This is a genomic window from Streptomyces cavernicola (genome assembly GCF_029968035.1).
Lineage (GTDB): Bacteria > Actinomycetota > Actinomycetes > Streptomycetales > Streptomycetaceae > Streptomyces > Streptomyces cavernicola.
Genome location: NZ_JASCIQ010000007.1, coordinates 225,084 through 242,742 on the forward strand (window position 1 = coordinate 225,084; position 17,659 = coordinate 242,742).

Annotated in this window: 12 protein-coding genes; 6 read left to right on the top strand and 6 right to left on the bottom strand. The window is 72.1% G+C overall.

From position 1 onward, the window contains the following. Window positions 1-361: 361 nt before the first annotated feature. The gene (locus tag QIS96_RS09455; protein WP_282542012.1) at window positions 362-1,372 is read right to left on the bottom strand and encodes a GlxA family transcriptional regulator; all 1,011 of its coding nucleotides are present in this window, start codon (window positions 1,370-1,372) and stop codon (window positions 362-364) included. 153 nt (window positions 1,373-1,525) lie between these two features. Here QIS96_RS09455 and QIS96_RS09460 point away from each other — a divergent pair, with 153 nt between their 5' ends. Together QIS96_RS09460 and QIS96_RS09465 are read left to right on the top strand one after the other, a co-directional pair. Further along, complete coding sequence (locus QIS96_RS09460; RefSeq protein ID WP_282541985.1) at window positions 1,526-2,389, top strand: SCO6745 family protein; 864 nt, start codon at window positions 1,526-1,528, stop codon at window positions 2,387-2,389. Window positions 2,390-2,513: 124 nt separating this feature from the next. Continuing rightward, entirely contained in the window at window positions 2,514-5,012 is a 2,499-nt protein-coding gene (locus tag QIS96_RS09465; protein WP_282541986.1) for a Tex family protein, read from the top strand. 146 nt (window positions 5,013-5,158) lie between these two features. Here QIS96_RS09465 and QIS96_RS09470 read toward each other — a convergent pair whose 3' ends face one another. Beyond that, window positions 5,159-6,259: an oxidoreductase gene (locus QIS96_RS09470; protein WP_282541987.1), complete on the bottom strand. Its 1,101-nt coding sequence runs from the start codon at window positions 6,257-6,259 to the stop codon at window positions 5,159-5,161. A gap of 98 nt (window positions 6,260-6,357) precedes the next feature. Between QIS96_RS09470 and QIS96_RS09475 the strand changes: the two genes are divergently transcribed. Further along, on the top strand, window positions 6,358-7,392 hold the full coding sequence (locus QIS96_RS09475) for an FAD-dependent oxidoreductase (RefSeq protein WP_282541988.1): 1,035 nt from the start codon (window positions 6,358-6,360) through the stop codon (window positions 7,390-7,392). 176 nt (window positions 7,393-7,568) lie between these two features. Here the strand turns inward: QIS96_RS09475 and QIS96_RS09480 are convergent, their stop codons facing one another. The 3 genes from QIS96_RS09480 to QIS96_RS09490 form a co-directional block, all read right to left on the bottom strand. Next, complete coding sequence (locus tag QIS96_RS09480; protein ID WP_408907147.1) at window positions 7,569-9,323, bottom strand: BCCT family transporter; 1,755 nt, start codon at window positions 9,321-9,323, stop codon at window positions 7,569-7,571. A 73-nt stretch (window positions 9,324-9,396) separates the two neighbouring features. Further along, window positions 9,397-10,719 (bottom strand): M14 family metallopeptidase, encoded by a 1,323-nt coding sequence (locus tag QIS96_RS09485; RefSeq protein ID WP_282541989.1) that lies wholly within the window; start codon window positions 10,717-10,719, stop codon window positions 9,397-9,399. A gap of 107 nt (window positions 10,720-10,826) precedes the next feature. Further along, complete coding sequence (locus QIS96_RS09490; protein WP_282541990.1) at window positions 10,827-12,809, bottom strand: Xaa-Pro dipeptidyl-peptidase; 1,983 nt, start codon at window positions 12,807-12,809, stop codon at window positions 10,827-10,829. 244 nt (window positions 12,810-13,053) lie between these two features. Between QIS96_RS09490 and QIS96_RS09495 the strand changes: the two genes are divergently transcribed. Both QIS96_RS09495 and QIS96_RS09500 read left to right on the top strand, forming a co-directional pair. After that, window positions 13,054-14,574 (top strand): M1 family metallopeptidase, encoded by a 1,521-nt coding sequence (locus tag QIS96_RS09495; RefSeq protein ID WP_282541991.1) that lies wholly within the window; start codon window positions 13,054-13,056, stop codon window positions 14,572-14,574. A gap of 73 nt (window positions 14,575-14,647) precedes the next feature. Then, on the top strand, window positions 14,648-15,535 hold the full coding sequence (locus QIS96_RS09500) for an oxygenase MpaB family protein (protein WP_282541992.1): 888 nt from the start codon (window positions 14,648-14,650) through the stop codon (window positions 15,533-15,535). 341 nt (window positions 15,536-15,876) lie between these two features. On the opposite strand, the gene QIS96_RS09505 is transcribed toward QIS96_RS09500, so the two are convergent. Next, a complete protein-coding gene (locus QIS96_RS09505) occupies window positions 15,877-16,359 on the bottom strand; it encodes a F0F1 ATP synthase subunit B family protein (protein ID WP_282541993.1) in 483 nt (160 codons plus the stop codon). Window positions 16,360-16,530: 171 nt separating this feature from the next. Between QIS96_RS09505 and sph the strand changes: the two genes are divergently transcribed. Next, window positions 16,531-17,541, top strand: coding sequence for a sphingomyelin phosphodiesterase (sph, locus tag QIS96_RS09510; RefSeq protein WP_282541994.1), 1,011 nt, complete (start codon window positions 16,531-16,533; stop codon window positions 17,539-17,541). The last annotated feature ends 118 nt before the right edge of the window (window positions 17,542-17,659 follow it).

Consider the following 17,659-nt stretch of genomic DNA (forward strand, 5'->3'; position numbering starts at 1 on the left):
GCGGCAGCCCCGAGAGCAAGGTCTAAGGGGGCAGCCCGAGGACGGGGGCACAGCCCCGAGAGCGAGGTCCAGGGGCGGCAGCCCCGGGAAGCAGGGCCAGGGGCACAGCCCCGGGAGCCCGTCCAGGGGCACAGCCCGAGGACGGCGCCCAGGGGCACAGCCCGAGGACGGGGCCCAGGGGCACAGCCCCGGGAAGCAGGGCCAGAGGCACAGCCCCGAGAGCGAGGTCCAGGGGCGGCAGCCCCGAGAGCCGGGCCCAGGGGCGCAGCCCCCAGAGGTGGGGGTTCGGGGCGGCAGCCCCCGGAAGCGGGGTTCGGGGTGTAGGCCCGTAGCCGTCCGTCAGGGCTTTCGGGGAGCGGAGTCAGCAGCGGGCGGGGGTCGTCGTGCGGAAGCGGTGGCGGTATTCGGCCGGGCTCGTGCCCAAATGCTTGAGGAACGCGCGCCGCATCGCCTCGGGCGTGCCGTAGCCGCAGGAGCGGGAGACCTCCTCGACCCCGCCGGCGGCGTCCTCCAACAGCCGCCGCGCGTGCTCGAGTCGGACCCGCTCCACGTACCGGCCCGGCGTCACGCCCGTCTCCGTCTGGAAGGCGCGCGCGAAGTGCCGGGGCGAGAGCCGGGCGCGCGCGGCGAGCGCCTCCACGGACAGGTCGGACGCCGGGTGCTCGGTGATCCACTGCTGGACCTCGCGGAGCGGTTCGCGCTGGGCGGTCTGGGCCGCCAACTGGGCGCTGAACTGCGCCTGGTTGCCGGGTCTGCGCAGGAACACCACCAGGTGCCGGGCGACCGTCAGGGCGATGTCGCGGCCGAGGTCCTCCTCGACGAGGGCGAGGGCCAGGTCGATGCCCGCGGTGACGCCCGCCGAGGTGGCGACATGCCCGTCGCGTACGAAGATCCGGTCGGCCTCGACCCGTACCTCGGGGTGGTCGCGGGCCAGCTTCTCGCAGAACATCCAGTGCGTGGTGGCGCGCCGGCCGTCGAGCAGCCCGGCCTCGGCGAGCAGCAACGCCCCGGAGCAGACGGACACCAACCGCCGTGCGCGCGGGGCGAGTTCGCGTACGGCGTCGACCAGACCGGCGTCCGTGGAGCGGGGGCCGTGGCCGCCCGGGACGAGGAGGGTGTGCGGGGTCGGCCCGCCCGCCAGGGATCTGTCCGGTACGACGGTGAGGCCGCTGGACGTACGGACCGGGGCGCCGTCGAGGGAGGCCGTGCGGACGCGGTAGCCGGGGCTGCCGGACGCACCGCCCGAGGCCGCGGCGGCGTACGTCGCACCGGTGAAGACCTCGACCGGGCCCGTCACGTCGAGGCTCTGGACGTCGTCGAAGAGGACCACGAGCACGTCCTTCACACCTTTCACGCCCTGCACGCCCTTCATGTCCTTCTCCTGGTGGCCGGGGCCGGCCCGCTGGGGCTTCATGCGGTCGATTCTTCAGCCGTACGCGGATGGCCGCAATGACGAGAACCCCACCTTTCCTGCCATCGCCGCCCCGCCCTTCACGCCGTACCAACCAGTCGGTAGCGTGCCGCCATGACCTCTCTGCCCGCGCGCGCCGGACGCCGCTGTCACAACGTCGTGAACCCGCTGCACTCCACCGTCTACTTCTCCCCCGACTTCGCCGCCGAGCTCACCGTGCTCGGCGTGCAGGACTCCAGCGCCGCCTACTTCGCCGGGCGGGCCGCCGCCTTCGGCCGGGTCGGACCGGGCGTGGTCGCGGCGTCGTTCTACAACTTCAAGTACGACGTGGTCGCCAAGGCACTGCCGGCCGTCTGGGACATCGCCTCGCCCGAGGACGTCCTGGCCGCGCGCCTCCGCGCCGTCGACACCACGCTGCGGCGGCTGCTCGGCGACGAGGCGGTGGCCTCCGACGCGATGGGCGAGGCCGCCGAGCTGGCCCTGCGCGCCACCGAGGCCTGCACCCGGCACGCACGGCCGCTGTACGCGGCGCACGCCGACCTGCCCGTGCCGCAGGAGCCGCATCTCGCCTACTGGCACGCGGCGACGCTGCTGCGCGAGCACCGCGGCGACGGCCATCTCGCCGTGCTCCTGGAGGCCGGCCTCGACCCGGTGGAGGCGCTGGTCAGCCACACCGCCACCGGCAAGGGCATGGCACCGAAGTGGATCCTCGGCACCCGCGGCTGGACGCAGGACGACTGGGACGCGGCGGCCGGGCGGCTGCGGGAGCGCGGACTGCTCGGCGCGGACGGCGAGTTGACCGCGGCGGGCGTCGCGCTGCGCGAGGACGTCGAGGACGCCACCGACCGCCTTGACGCCGCCCCGTACGAGCACCTGGGCGCGGCGGGCGTGGAGCGCCTGACCGAGCTCGCGACCGGGTTCGTCGGCACGGCCCTCGCCGCGGGCGCGTTCCCCGCGGACCTGCTCGGCAAGGGCTGAGCGGACCACCGACGGGGCTCCCCGTGCGACGCGCCGGGCGCACCGGGTCTGACCGGCGGCGGGAGCCCCGCTCGGGGTGCGGGCGGCCCCACCCGATCCCGGACGGTCACCGCCACCTGCCACAATGCCACTTCAAGCTCAGCGAGAAGGCGGTAGGGGAATCGTGACCACAGGGGCGACACCGACACCCGTCGTAGGGTCCGTGGAGAGCAGGATCGCCGAGGAGCTCGGCGTACGGGAACGGCAGGTGAAGGCCGCCGTCGAGCTGCTCGACGGCGGTTCGACGGTGCCGTTCATCGCCCGGTACCGCAAGGAAGCCACCGAGATGCTCGACGATGCGCAGCTGCGCACGTTGGAGGAGCGGCTGCGCTACCTGCGGGAGCTGGAGGAGCGGCGGACGGCGATCCTCGACTCGGTGCGGGAACAGGGCAAGTTGACCGAGGAGCTCGAGGCGCAGATCCGGGGCGCGGAGACCAAGGCGCGCCTGGAGGACATCTATCTGCCCTTCAAGCCCAAGCGGCGTACGAAGGCGCAGATCGCGCGCGAGGCGGGCCTCGAACCGCTGGCCGACGGGCTGCTCGGCGACCCGTCCGTGGAGCCGCTCGCAGCGGCCGCCGCGTTCGTGGACGCCGAGAAGGGCGTCGCCGAGCCGCAGGCCGCGCTGGACGGCGCGCGGGCCATCCTCACCGAGCGCTTCGGCGAGGACGCCGACCTGATCGGCGAGCTGCGCGAGCGGATGTGGACGCGCGGCCGGCTCGCGGCGAAGGTCCGCGAGGGCAAGGAGACCGAGGGCGCCAAGTTCGCCGACTACTTCGACTTCGCCGAGCCCTTCACCGAGCTGCCCTCGCACCGCGTCCTCGCGATGCTGCGCGGCGAGAAGGAGGAAATCCTCGACCTCGTCCTGGAGCCGGAGGAGCCGTCCTCGGACGCCCCCGTTCCGGGAGCCACGTCCTCGTACGAGCCGATCGTCGCGAGCCGCTTCGGGATCGCCGATCGTGGCCGGCCGGGCGACAAGTGGCTGCTCGACACGGTGCGTTGGGCCTGGCGGACCCGGATTCTCGTGCACCTCGGCATCGATCTGCGGCTGCGCCTTCGCACGGCCGCCGAGGACGAGGCCGTCAAGGTGTTCGCGGCGAACCTGCGGGACCTGCTGCTCGCCGCGCCCGCGGGCACGCGCGCGACGCTGGGCCTCGACCCCGGTTTCCGTACGGGTGTGAAGGTCGCCGTCGTCGACGCCACCGGCAAGGTCGTCGCGACGGACACGATCTACCCGCACGTCCCGGCCAACAAGTGGGACCAGGCGCTCGCGAAGCTGGCCGAGCTGGCCGCGAGGCACTCCGTCGACCTGATCGCGATCGGCAACGGCACGGCGTCCCGCGAGACCGACAAGCTCGCCGGTGAACTCATCGCCAAGCACCCGGAGTTGAAGCTCACCAAGGTGATGGTGTCGGAGGCCGGCGCCTCCGTGTACTCGGCCTCGGCGTTCGCCTCGCAGGAGCTGCCGGACCTGGACGTGTCGATCCGCGGTGCGGTGTCCATCGCGCGGCGGCTGCAGGACCCGCTGGCCGAGCTGGTGAAGATCGACCCGAAGTCCATCGGCGTCGGGCAGTACCAGCACGACCTGTCCGAGGTGAAGCTGTCCCGCTCGCTCGACGCGGTCGTCGAGGACTGTGTGAACGGCGTCGGTGTGGACGTGAACACCGCGTCCGCGCCGCTGCTCGCCCGGGTCTCCGGCATCGGCTCGGGCCTCGCGGAGAACATCGTGGCGCACCGCGACGCCAACGGCCCGTTCCAGAACCGCAAGGGCCTGAAGGACGTGGCGCGGCTCGGCCCGAAGGCGTACGAGCAGTGCGCGGGCTTCCTGCGCATCCGCGGCGGCGACGACCCGCTCGACGCGTCCGCCGTGCACCCCGAGGCGTACCCGGTGGTGCGGCGGATGGTGAAGTCGACGGGCGGCGAGGTGGCCTCCCTCGTGGGGAACGCGGGCGCGCTGCGCTCGCTGCAGCCGGCCGAGTTCGTGGACGACAAGTTCGGTCTGCCGACGGTCACGGACATCCTGCGCGAGCTGGAGAAGCCGGGGCGCGACCCGCGGCCCGCGTTCAAGACGGCCACGTTCAAGGAGGGCGTCGAGAAGATCGGCGACCTGGCGTCCGGGATGGTGCTCGAAGGGGTCGTGACGAACGTCGCGGCCTTCGGCGCGTTCGTGGACGTCGGCGTGCACCAGGACGGGCTCGTGCACGTGTCCGCGATGTCCAAGACCTTCGTCAAGGACCCGCGCGATGTGGTGAAGCCGGGCGACATCGTGAAGGTGAAGGTCCTCGACGTCGACATCCCCCGCAAGCGGATCTCGCTGACGCTGCGCCTCGACGACGAGGCCGACTCCGGTGCGGCGGGCGGCAGTTCGGAAGGCGGCCAGGGTCAGCGGCGCGAGCGCGGCGGGCGCGGCGGCCAGGGCGGGCGGCCTCCGCAGCAGCGGGGCGGGCGTGAGCAGCGTGGCGGTCGCGAGCGGCGCGGCGGTGGCAACGGTGGCGGCGGTCGGCCCGCTCCGGCGCCGGCCAACAGCGCGATGGCGGACGCTCTGCGCAAGGCGGGTCTCGTCGACGAGAGGCGGCGCGGGCGGTAACTCGACCTGCGGGTAGGGGCGGTGAGGCGACCGGCGGCGGTCGGCTCACCGCCCTTTCGCTGCCCGGCGCGGTTGTGTGGCTAGGGGCACATGGGGGCTGGTCACATGTGGGCGGGGCACATGTGGGCGGGGCGCATGTGGGCTGGTCACATGTGGTCGTCCACCGCCGCCACAAGGACCGCGCCCGGCGCCCGCGCCACCAGGAAGGCCCGCCCCCTGACGGACTTGGGGTCGAGGACGATGCGGTGGCTGCCGGGTTCGAGGACGCCCTCGTACACCTCGTGGGTACGGCTGCGGTGGAGCCGGTCGAGGCGGTACGCGGTGAGGCGGACGCGGCAGGTGGAGGCGACCTGCACGTCCGCCTCGCCGTCGGCCACCGTGAGGCCGGTCAGCCGGTGGCTGCTCGACTGGCCCTCGCCCAGGGCCTGTTCGACCTGCGCGACCAGGAGCGGGACGATCGGGGCGAGGCCGTCCACGTACGCCACCGTGAGCCCCGCGCGCTCGAACTCGCCGCGTACCGCGGTTCGTTGGGCGTCCGTGACGGCTCGGCCGAAGGCGACCGCTCCGTAGCCGCACAGCTCCTCGGCCGGGATGCCGATGCCGCCCGCGACGCCCAGAGCATCGGCAGGGACGGTCTCCGCGCCGATGCCGATGATGCGCAGCGCGGCGGCGAGCTGCGCGAGGACGGCCGCGCGGGCGCCGATCAGCAGGACACGACGACGGGCGGTGCCACCCAGGGGCCCTGGCCCCGGCGCGGCCCCGGATCCGCCCAGGTCTTCGGGTTTCAGGAGACGGCTGAGCGCGCTGCGGTACTCCTCGGCGCGGAAGCGGAACGGGCCGATGCCGCGGTAGCCGTTGAGCTCCAGGTCGGCGCGCTCCTCGGTCTGCCAGGCGAAGTCCCGCCACACGTAGGCGCCGCTGCCGTCCTCGGCGCGCTCGATGACCGCCGTGACCGCGCCACAGGCGAGCGCCTCGCACTCGGGGCAGCCGTAGATCACGTACCGGCCGTCGGCGAGCGGCGCCTCGGCCTCCAGGAGGAGGCGGCGCACATGGTCGATGAAGATGGCGGGCGGCACGTCCGCGGCCAGCGGGGAGACCGCGTCGAGGTCGCTGAGCCGGAAGAGGAGCGGGCGGCCGTCGACGATGAAGTCCAGGAAATCCCGGTGCACTTGGTAGCCACCGTCCGCGAGAACTCCCCCGGCACGGGTCGCCGGCGCCAGGCCGAAGGACGTGTATGCGGCACACATGTGCGGAGTATTCCCGCCGGGGCGGCCTTGTGCGCATCCGCGACGGGATCGGTCACCGCCTCTTGGGCGGTGGCGTGTGGCGCGCTTAGGGTCCGCTCATGAGCGCTGAAGTGATCGTGGTGGGCGGCGGGGTCATCGGTCTGACGACGGCCGTGGTCCTCGCCGAGCGGGGCGAGCGGGTACGGGTGTGGGCGCGGGACCCGGCCGCGGAGTGCACGTCGGCCGTGGCGGGCGGGCTGTGCTGGCCGTACCGGATCGAGCCGCAGAAGCTGGTCGAGGAGTGGTCGCTGCGCTCGCTCGACGTGTACGTGCCGCTGGCCGCCGAGCCGTCGACGACCGGGGTGCGTATGGTCGCGGGCACCATGGCGGACACCCGGCCCGCGGAGCTCGGGCGCTGGGCGGAGGCCGTGCCGGGGCTGCGGGCGGCGAGCCCCGACGAGCTGCCCGGGGGTTGGGCGCAGGGGCTGCGGGCGACGGTGCCGCTGATCGACATGCCGAGGCATCTCGCGTACCTGACGGAGCGCCTTGCGGCGGCGGGCGGCCGGGTCGAGCGGCGCGAGGTGTCCGACCTGCGCGAGGCGACGGCGGAGGCCGCGGTGGTGGTCAACTGCTCGGGGCTCGGGGCGCGTTCGCTTACGGGGGATCCCTCGGTGGGGCCCGTGCGGGGGCAGCTGGTGGTGGTGGAGAACCCGGGGGTGGAGGAGTGGTTCGTCGCCACGGGTGGCGGGGGCTCGGCTTCGGTCTCTGCTTCGACCGCTTCGGCCTCAGCTTCTGCTTCTGCTTCTGCCTCTGCCTCTGCCTCTGCCTCTGCCTCTGCCGAGACCACGTATCTGCTGCCGCAGCCGTACGGGCTCGTGCTCGGCGGGACCGCGCAGGAGGGGGACTGGAGCCGGGAGCCCGATCCGGGGACGGCGGCGGCGATCGTCGCTCGCTGCGCCCGTGTCCGCCCCGAGGTCGCCGAGGCCCGCGTCCTGGCCCACCGGGTGGGGCTCCGCCCGGCGCGCCCGGCGGTGCGCCTCGAACGCGAAGTCGCCGGGGGCGGCGGGGTGTTGGTGCACAACTATGGGCACGGTGGGGCGGGGGTCACGGTGGCTTGGGGGTGTGCGGAGGTGGCGGCGGGGTTGGTGGGGTGAGGCCCGGGGGGCGGTTTTTCCTCCCCGCCCCGCCCCTTCCCGAAAGTCCTGCCGGACAGGCCTCCTCAAACGCCGGAGGGGCTGGATCTGCAGGGGCGGGGTGGGGAGAGAAAGCCAACGGCGGCGCCGACCCCCGTAGGTGGGGGTGGCGCCGCCGGTGTGGGAGCAGGGGCTCGCTAGTCCGACTTGCCGCCCGAGTCCGAGGCCGGCGGCGTGGTGGCGCTGGTCTCCGGGTCGGCCGGGCCGATCCGCAGCTCGAACTCGCCGTCGTACTTCTCGTGGCCCGCGATGACGGCCATCTCGACCGCCTCCTCGCCCTTCTCCCCGCGCACGATCAGCGGGTCGTGCCGCAGGTCGCGCATCAGGGCCCAGCACATGCCGACCATGACCACCGCGAACGGGGCCGCGACCAGGATCGTGAGGTTCTTCAGGCCCGTGAGCGCGTCGTCGCCACCGCCGCCGATGAGCAGCATGATGGCCGCGACGGCGCCCGTGACCACGCCCCAGAAGATGACGACGAACCGGGTCGGCTCGAACGTGCCCTTCTGGGAGAGCGTGCCCATGACGATGGACGCCGCGTCAGCGCCGGAGACGAAGAAGATGGCCACCAGGATCATCACGAGCAGGCTCATGACGGTGGCGATCGGGTACTCGTTCAGGACGCCGAACAGCTGGCCCTCGACCGTCAGGTCGGCGCTGAGCCGCTTGTGCTCGCTCAGCTGCATCGCCGTACCGCCGAAGATCGCGAACCAGATGAGGCTCACGGTGGACGGCACGAGGATGACGCCGCCGATGAACTGGCGGATGGTGCGGCCGCGGCTGATGCGGGCGATGAACATGCCGACGAAGGGCGTCCAGGAGATCCACCAGGCCCAGTAGAAGACCGTGTTGCCGCCGAGCCAGTCGGCGATGCTGGTCTCGCTGCCTGCATCACTCGCCGCTTCCGTACGGCCTGCCATCTGCGGCAGGTCGCCGAGGAAGGAGGCCACGGAGGTCGGCACCAGGTCGAGGACGAGGACGGTCGGGCCCACCACGAAGATGAAGACCGCGAGGATGCCCGCCAACACCATGTTGATGTTGGACAGCCACTGGATGCCCTTCTCCACACCGGACACCGCGGAGGCCACGAAGCAGATCGTGAGCACGGCGATGATGGAGACGAGGACGGCGGTGCTGACCTTGCTGGCCCAGTCCAGCTCCCGCATGCCGTTGGCGATCTGCAGGGCGCCGAGGCCGAGGGAGGCGGCGGAGCCGAAGAGCGTCGCGAAGATCGCGAGAATGTCGATGGCCCGGCCGAAGCCGCCGTTGGCGTTCTTCTCACCGATCAGCGGCGTGAACACGGCGCTGATGGTCTGCCGCCTGCGGCGCCGGAAACAGCTGTACGCGATGGCGAGGCCGGCCACCGCGTAGATCGCCCAGGGGTGCAGCGTCCAGTGGAAGAGGGTCGTCGCCATCGACACCTCCATCCGCGCGCCCGAGTCGGCGGGCGAGGTGCCCGGCGGCGGTGAGGTGTAGTGCGTGAGCGGCTCGCTCACGCCGTAGAACATGAGGCCGATGCCCATGCCGGCGCTGAACATCATGGCGATCCACGACACCGTACGGAACTCCGGCTCCTCGCCCTCCGCGCCGAGGGTGATCCTCCCGTAGCGGCTGATCGCGAGCCACAGCGCGAAGACCACAAAGCCCGAGGCGGCGAGCACGAAGGCCCAACCGCCGTTGTGGATGAGCCCGTTGAGCATGCTCGTGGAGACGCTTTCCAGCGTGTCCGTGGAGACCGCGCCCCAGACCACGAACGCCAGGGTGAGCACGGCGGTGACGCCGAACACCACTCTGTCGGTCTGGGCCGGCGGCCCCTCGTGCGGGCTGCCGGGGAGTTCCACCGCACTGGGCGGGTCTCCCCGGTCAGCCGTCTTGCTCAGATCTTGTGTCACTGGCACGCCCTTCGAGGTCCGAAATCAAGTCACCGGTACCCCTTACCACGGGAGCCATTTCTATTACCCCCAATCAGCACCCTTTAAAAGGACGCGCCTGGGTGAGGTGATAGGGCGCACGTTCGTCAAGGAGCAGCGGCACCAGCGCCCGCATCGACTGGCGTACGGGGACGAGTGCGCCGTCGGCGGTGGTCTCGGCCTTGATTCCGTGCAGCTTCAACTCGTCGCCGACCTCCGCGTACTGGGCCGCGTCCAGGGTGTAGGCGCAGGGCGGGTCCGGGATGGTCTCGGCCGGTTCGGCGGGGTCGTTGTCGGCGCCGCCGGTGTAGACCGGGCCCTGGTCGGCGAGGCCTTCGGCGCGGGCGGCCGTGGTGGCGGCGCCGATCTGGCCCGCGCGTTCGTCGGCGTACGCGAGGAGGCCGCCGAGCGCGTCGAGCTGGGAGGTGACGCGGCGGCGGTTGTTGAATGCCTCGTCGGCCTTCTCCTGCTCGGTGAGGGCGTCGACGCGGCTCTCGATCAGCAGGCCGACCGCGTGCTTGAGGCCGGAGGCGTTGCGCAGGATGCGCTCCTGCCCGTCGCCCGCGGTCTGCTTGATCGGCTCGCCGGTGACGGGGTCGGTCCAGATGCCGTACGTGCCGGTGGAGTGGCCGTGCGCCTCGGCGGCGGGCCTGACGTACTTCCCGGAGAGGGTCTGGGCCTCGCTGTGCACGCCGTCGGCGACGTTGAGGTTGCGGGGCCACAGGTCGAAGAGGTCCTTGTCGTAGTACGGCGGGGTGGCGCCGTACTCGTGCAGGTCGTAGATGACGTCGGGGCGTTCGTCGCGGATCACGGTCGCCATGGCGCGGCCCTCGGCGGTCTTGAGGGCGATGTGGTCGCGGTTGATGTCGACGCCGTCGGAGTTGCCGCGGGTGTCGGCGGCGCGGCCGTCGGGGTTGGCGGTCGGCACGATCAGGAACGTGGTGTGCTCGCGCAGGGCGCGGGTGCGGGCGTCGTCGGCGGCGGCGAGGTCGCGGGTGGTGGAGAGGCAGGCCTCGCGGCCGGAGGGCTCGTTGCCGTGCTGACTGCAGATGAGCAGCACGGTGTTGGCGGTGCTCCGCTCCGCGCCGATACGGACGAGTTGCAGGGGGCGGTTCTGCTTGGTGCTGCCGATGCGGTCGATCCGCACGTCGTCGTGGGCGCGGTCGACGGCGGCGAGGAACTTCTGCTCCTCGGGCTGGCTGGTCCAGCGGGCGCCGTCGGTCTCCTCGAAGCCGGTGCGGGGGCCGTCGCCGGAGAGCGGGGCCCGGTCGGCGGCCGCGGCCGGCGCGGCGAGCAGGGGTGCGGCGAGGACGGTGGCGGCGGTGAGGGCGAGGGCACGGACGCGGGTGCGGGTACGGGCTCGGGCACGGGGTCTCAAGGGTGTTGCCTCCCTGGTTGACCTGGTTGACCTGGTTGTCGGACGGGTGGTGCTCCGGGTGGGTGCGGGGGGGGGTGGGTCAGTGGGCGTGGGTCAGTGGGCGTGGGTCAGTGGGTGGCCGAGGTCCCGCCGGGGACGCGGTGCGCGGCGGGCTCGCGGTCGAGGCCTTCGTACCGGCTCTCGCTCGGTGCGGGCCGCTCCGACGCGCCGCTCGTGGCGGCCGTGAAGGCGCGAGCGCCGCCGACCAGCGGCAGGCGTGCCTCGGTGCGGGCGAGGTCGAGGGTCAGCTTCGGGGTGGCGGCGGGCGGGTCGATCAGGCCGGCGTCGGTGCCCGCGACGATCAGGGCGAGGCGGTGGCCCTTCGGTACGACGTGGTCGGCGGCGGCGATGTCGATGGTGAGGGTGTGCGGCTCGCCCGGGGTGAGCGGGCGGCCCTGCTCCGGGTCGGCGTAGGTGCCGAGGTCGGCCCAGCCGCGGGCGAAGATGGTGAAGTCGACGTCGGCGGTGTCGGCCTCGGTCTCCCGGTAGCAGGGGCTGTCGCCGGGGCGTTCCGCACCCCAACAGGTGCGCTCGTCAAGGGTGTTGATGCCTTCGCCGGCCGCCGTGTAGTCGCGGACGGTGTCCGGGCCGAGGTCGACGAGGACCGCCGAGAGGTGCGCGCTCGTGGCGTTCGGGGTGGCCGTGACGGTGATCTGCGAGGAACCGGAGAGCCGCAGGTCCTCGGTGAGCGGGCCGGTGACGAAGGAGGCCTTGTCGGGTGTCGGCTTGTCCGCCTGCGCGGCCCAGTCGGCCTCGCCGCGCTTCGGGTCGTCGGTGAAGCTCTCCTCGGCCCCGGCGGGCGCGGGCTTCGTGGTGAGGGTTCCGATGCCGGGGCGCTCGCCCTCGTCGGGGTGCAGTGCGACCGTGTCGGTGGCGCTCGGCGGCCACTGCCGGTCGGTGGACCACTGGTCGGGGGCGCGCTCGACGTCGGCCATCGGCTCTTCGTCGATGCCGTTGTCGTAGCCGAGGAGTTCGTGGTCGAACCAGCGGTGCAGGGTACGCACCCAGTCCGCGCGGCGGAAGTCGAAGGGGTCGACGTGCCCGGTCTGGCTGAGCCAGATCTTCCGCTCGACGCCCGCCTCGCCGAGGGCGTCCCACCACTGGCCGAAGTGCTTGGCGCGGACGTTCAGGTCCTGCATGCCGTGTACGAGGAAGACGCTGGCCTTCACCTGGTCCGCGTCCGGGACGTGGTTCCGCTCCTGCCAGAGGCCGGTCCAGTCGCCGCTGCGGGGCGCGCCCTCGACGAGCCGTTGCTGCACGGCGGCGCAGCGGGCGCGGGCCTCGGGGCTCTCCACGTAGTCGGAGAGCCACTCGGGGCCCGAGTCGTAGAGGGGCGCGCCCTGTTGGAAGTAGTAGTCGTACCAGGAGGAGATCGCGCCGATCGGGACGATGGTCTCCAGGCCCTCCACGCCGGTCGCGGCGACGCCGTTGGCGATGGTGCCGTCGTAGCTCTTGCCGATCATGCCGGTGCGGCCGTCGGACCAGTCCGCGCGGGCGAGTTGGCCGCCGGTGCGGGTGGTGTAGCCCTTGGCCCGTCCGTTCAGCCAGTCGACGACGGCCTTGGCTGACTGGACGTCGGAGCGGCCGCCGACGTCCACGCAGCCGTCGGAACGGCTGGTCCCGGCGAGGTCGACGGCGACGAAGGCGTAGCCGCGCGGCACGAAGAAGTTGTCGTAGTAGAGCGGGAACTGGACGACGTCGCCGTCCTCGTCGTACGTCTTCTTCTGGCTCTCGTTGCCGCGCCCGCAGCACTGGTAGTACGGGCTGGCGTCCATGATCACGGGGATTTTTCGGCCCTGTCGGGCGGGTTCGCGGGGCCGGATGACGTCGGCCGCGACCCGGTCGGACTTCCCGTCGCCGTCGCCGTCGATCCGGGTGTCGACCCAGACGGACTCGCGTACGGCGTTCTCGTACGAGTAGACGGGCTTGCTCTCCTCGCCGCCGGGCGGGGCCGCGTACGCGGGGGGAGCGGGCGCGAGGAGCGCCGCGAGGAGCGCTCCCGCGAGCAACAGCACACGTATCAGGCGAAGATCCCGCACACGTATCGGCATGTGCCGGAACGTACCCGGGTCAACTCCCGTACAAAAGAGGGTAGTCGAAGGCCGGCGGGACAGATTGTCAGGGGTGTCGGACTAAGTGGCACATGTCGGCCGGATGGCAGTCGTGTGACGAAAACAGTCATGGACATGGTCGGGGCGCGAGGGGCTGAATAAGCTCCGTGAGACGCGAGTGGCCGTACACCCATTCGGCCGCCCGCGCCCAACCAGCCCCCCACATCGACGACTTGGAGCTTCTGTGCACCGCAGACTGATCGTCCCCGGCGCGTTCGTGGCCGCCCTGCTGCTGGCGATCCCGGCATCGGCCGCCGCTGGGGGTCTGGGGGAGTCCCCCAGAAAGCACAGCGGGCCGGGCGCACCGGGCATCGGCGACCCCTACTACCCGGCGAGCGGCAACGGCGGCTACGACGTCTCGCACTACGACCTGCGGCTCAAGTACCAGCCGAAGTCGGACCTGTTGGAGGGCACGGCGACGATCCTCGCCGAGACCACGCAGGACCTGTCACGGTTCAACCTGGACTTCGGCCTGGACGTGAGCGAGGTCCTGGTCAACGGCAAGAAGGCCGGCGTCTCCTTCTCCGGCGACCAGGAGGTGGAGGTCACCCCGGCCGCCCCGCTGCCGAAGGGCAGCTCGATCACGGTCGTGGTGCGGTACGCGGGCAAGCCCTCGGAGCTGGCGATCAACGGCTTCACCGCCTGGCACCGCACCCCGGACGGCGGCGTCGCCGCGCAGGAGCCGGACTCGGCCGTGTGGTGGTTCCCGTCCAACGACCACCCCCTCGACAAGGCCACGTACGACGTGTCGGTGCAGGTGCCGAACGGCACGCAGGCGATCAGCAACGGCGTCCTGCAGTCCACCCGGCCCGTCGGCTCCGACTGGACGCGCTACAGCTGGCGTTCGGACAAGCCGCAGGCCTCGTACCTGGCGACGCTGGCGGTCGGCAAGTTCGACATCACGACCGACAAGACCACCGGCGGCCTGCCGATCCTCAACGCGTACAGCAAGGACCTGGGCGCGAACGAGGGCGCGGCGAAGGCGAGCATCGAGCGCACCGGCGAGGTCGCCGAGTGGCTGGAGGGCGTCTTCGGCCCGTACCCGTTCAACGCGCTCGGCGGCTACGTCCCGAACGTGACGAGCGGCTACGCCCTGGAGACGCAGACCCGGCCGTTCTACAGCCCGCGCCAGTTCGCGTCCGGCTCCAACGTCTCCGTCGTCGTGCACGAGTTGGCGCACCAGTGGTACGGCGACAGCGTCTCGGTCGACGGCTGGAAGGACATCTGGGTCAACGAGGGCTTCGCCCGCTACAGCCAGTGGCTCTGGTCGGAGAAGGAGGGCGAGGGCACGGCCCAGGAGCTCGCGGACCACGTGTACGCCTCGCACCCCGCCGACGACGAGTTCTGGACGGTCAAGCCGGGCGACCCGGGCCCGGAGAACCAGTTCCACCTCGCCGTGTACGACCGGGGCGCGCTCGCCCTGCAGGCGCTGCGGAACGAGGTCGGCGACAAGACGTTCTTCGAGATCCTCAAGGGCTGGCCGACCGAGCGCGCGTACGGCAACGCGAAGGTCTCCGACTTCGTGAAGTACGCGGAGTCGGTCTCCGGCAAGCCGCTCGCCGCGCTCTTCGACACCTGGCTGTACGAGGCGGCCAAGCCGTCCGAGCCGGCCGCGGCCGGGGTGGGCGTCTCGCGCGCCGGCGACGCGGGGCAGCCGAAGTCCTGGAAGAAGATCGCGCGGACGAACACGGTCCACGACCACTGAGGTGCCGACTCGCGCCAGGACGACGTACCTTCGGGTGCGCCGTCCTGGCGCATCCGCACCCGGAGGAGCCGCCATGGGGCGCTACAGCAGACTGCGGGCGATCCGCGGGATGGACCCGCAGCGCGACTACGAGCACATCCACAAACTCGTCTCGCAGTACGAGTTCCCCTGGGACTACACCCAGGGCATCGGCGTCGCCTTCATCCGCGACTACGCCGTGCCGCGCATCTCCCGACTTCTCGACGCCACCGGCGAGTTCGAGCACGCGGGCCAGAAGCGGTACGACGACACGATCCTGTTCGCCCACGAGATGGTGCAGGACGGCTTCGACTCCGAGCGCGGCCGCGCCGCCGCCCGCCACCTCAACCGCGTCCACGACCGGTACAACATCCGCAACGAGGACTTCCTGTACGTCCTCGCCACCACGGTGGTCGGGCCGAAACGGTGGATCGACCGCTTCGGCTGGCGCAGGCTGTGCGCGCAGGAGGTCGAGTCGCTGGCCCTCGTCGGCCACAAGCTGGCCCAGCTGATGAACATCGAGGGCGCGCCGTCGATGTACGCGGAGTACGAGCGGCTCCTCGACGCGTACGAGCGCGCCCACTTCGCCTACGACGCCGCCAACCACCGGGTCGCCCGCGCCACGTTCCGCACGAGCGCCGCCTGGTATCCGCGATGGTTGCGGCCGCTCGTCACGCGCTTCACGCTGGCGCTGCTCGACGAGCCGCTGCTGCGGGCGCTGGGGTACGCACCCCAGCCGCGTGCGGTGCGGCGGCTCGCGGGGTGGGCGCTCCGGGTGCGCGCCCACGTCGTACGCCTGCTCCCGGCCCGCCCGGACCACCGGCCCCGCCTGCCCGAGCCCCGCTCGTACCCGTTCGGCTACACCCTCGACGACCTGGGCCCCGCCTGGACCCACACCCGCCCACTGCGCCCACTGGCGGACGAGGAACAGCCGACGCCGTAGCCCCGGGGGCTCCGCCCCCAGCCCCCCGCTCCTCAAACGCCGGAGGGGCTGAATTTGGCGGGGAGGCTGAACTTGCAGGCTGCGGCTGGATTTAGCCCCGCCAGGGGCTGGCTTTCAGGGGCGCGGGGAACTGCGCGAGCGGCCACGGCGGCGCGGCAGTCGAAAAACGACCGGGGGCCGGGGCTGGGGGCGCAGCCCCGAAAGGGGCGCGGGGAACTGCGCGAGCGGCCACGGCGGCGCGGCAGTCGAAAAGCGGCCGGGGTGCGGCGGGGGCGGAGCCTCCGTAGCCGTCCGCCAGGCCACGCGGCGGCAGCCTCAAATCGACACAGGGTGGGGAAAAGTCAGGGGTGGGCAGCACCCGAAGAGACCGGCTCACCCAGCACCCGCCCCGCCAACTCCACAGCAAGGCGCGGGACTTGGTCCCGCAACTCGACCTCCGCCGCAGCCCGCTGCACAGCAATCCCCGCCCGCCCGGCCGCAACAACCCGCGCCCGCTCCCGCACACCCTCCTCACGCGCCGCCACGATCAGCGCCGCCCCCTTCTCCAGCGCCACCCGCCGCACCCGCACCGCATCCTCCCGCGCAGCCGCAAGCACCTGATCACGCTCCTCCCGCAGAGCGCGGACATGGAAGTGCAGATCGCCCCTGAGACGTGCGTCCATCATGTCCTGACGCTCCGCCAGCACCCGCGCCATGCGCGGGGCCAGCACACGCCAGAAGAGCAGGAAGACCGCGCCGAAGGCGAGGGCAGCGACCGCGAAGTCTTCCACCTGGGGGTTCAACGGGCCTACGCCCAGGCCGAGTTCCTCCGGAATCACGTACACGCGCACGATCCTCCCCGAGCCGGAACGGCTGGACCACAGAGCCGACCGTGACAGTGGACACAGTGCTGCCACACTCCCTCCCCCACAGGTCTACCTGTAAGTAACTTCACCTGGTTGGATGTGGCGCGCACCCGTATCGCACCCGTATCCCCCACTGCCACGGGAGACCTCATGCCCCGCATCCCGGCCCGCCGCGCCTGCGGCGCCGCCCTCGCGCTCGCTCTCGCGGGCGGCGCGCTCGCCACGGCCGCCGCCGCTCAGCCGGCCGCCGCCTCAGCCGTCGAGAAGAGCTCCGCGCAGTCCGCGCAGAACCTCGAGGTGCTGACGTACAACACCTTCCTGTTCAGCAAGTCGCTGTACCCCAACTGGGGCCAGGACCACCGCGCCGCCGAGATCGTGAAGGCGCCGTTCTTCCAGGGCCAGGACGTGGTCGTGCTGCAGGAGGCCTTCGACAACTCCTCGTCGGACGCGCTGAAGCAGCAGGCCGCGGCCGCCTACCCGCACCAGACGCCCGTCGTGGGCCGCAGCAAGGACGGCTGGGACGCCACCGGAGGCAACTACTCGACGACCACGCCCGAGGACGGCGGCGTGACGGTGCTCAGCAAGTGGCCGATCCTGCGCAAGGAGCAGTACGTCTTCGCCGACGCCTGCGGCGCCGACTGGTACTCCAACAAGGGCTTCGCCTATGTGGTCCTCGACGTCAACGGGCAGAAGGTCCATGTGGTCGGCACCCATGCGCAGTCGACCGACCCGGGCTGCGGCGACGGCGAGGCGGTACGGATGCGCAGCGCCCAGTTCAAGACCATCGACGCCTTCCTCGACGCGAAGAACATCCCCGCGTCCGAGCAGGTCCTGGTCGCGGGCGACCTCAACGTCGACTCGCACGGCGGCGAGTACGCCTCGATGCTGCAGGACGCGGGCCTGGACGGGGCGGACTCCCGGACCGGGCACCCGTACTCCTTCGACACGGAGGAGAACTCCATAGCCAAGGACCGCTACCCGGACGACCCGAGCGAGGACCTCGACTACGTCCTGCACCGCAGCGGCCACGTCCGGCCCGAGGGCTGGAACAACGACGTGATCAAGGAGCAGAGCGCGCCCTGGACGGTCTCCAGCTGGGGCACGGAGTACACGTACACGAACCTCTCCGACCACTACCCGGTGACCGCGTCCGGGAAGTAGCCCCTCCCCACACGTGCGCACGGCACACGTGGGCCCCGCACATGGGCGCACCGCACACGTAGGCCCCGCACATGTGGGCAGAGCACATAAGGCGGCGGCCCCGTCCCGAGGGGTTCTC

Coding starts and splice junctions, on each gene's coding strand:
- QIS96_RS09455 (WP_282542012.1), bottom strand. CDS start 1,372: ATGAAGGGCGTGCAGGGCGTGAAAGGTGTGAAGGACGTGCTCGTGGTC.
- sph (WP_282541994.1), top strand. CDS start 16,531: ATGCCCCGCATCCCGGCCCGCCGCGCCTGCGGCGCCGCCCTCGCGCTC.
- QIS96_RS09460 (WP_282541985.1), top strand. CDS start 1,526: ATGACCTCTCTGCCCGCGCGCGCCGGACGCCGCTGTCACAACGTCGTG.
- QIS96_RS09475 (WP_282541988.1), top strand. CDS start 6,358: ATGAGCGCTGAAGTGATCGTGGTGGGCGGCGGGGTCATCGGTCTGACG.
- QIS96_RS09465 (WP_282541986.1), top strand. CDS start 2,514: ATGCCACTTCAAGCTCAGCGAGAAGGCGGTAGGGGAATCGTGACCACA.
- QIS96_RS09490 (WP_282541990.1), bottom strand. CDS start 12,809: ATGCCGATACGTGTGCGGGATCTTCGCCTGATACGTGTGCTGTTGCTC.
- QIS96_RS09500 (WP_282541992.1), top strand. CDS start 14,648: ATGGGGCGCTACAGCAGACTGCGGGCGATCCGCGGGATGGACCCGCAG.
- QIS96_RS09470 (WP_282541987.1), bottom strand. CDS start 6,259: ATGTGTGCCGCATACACGTCCTTCGGCCTGGCGCCGGCGACCCGTGCC.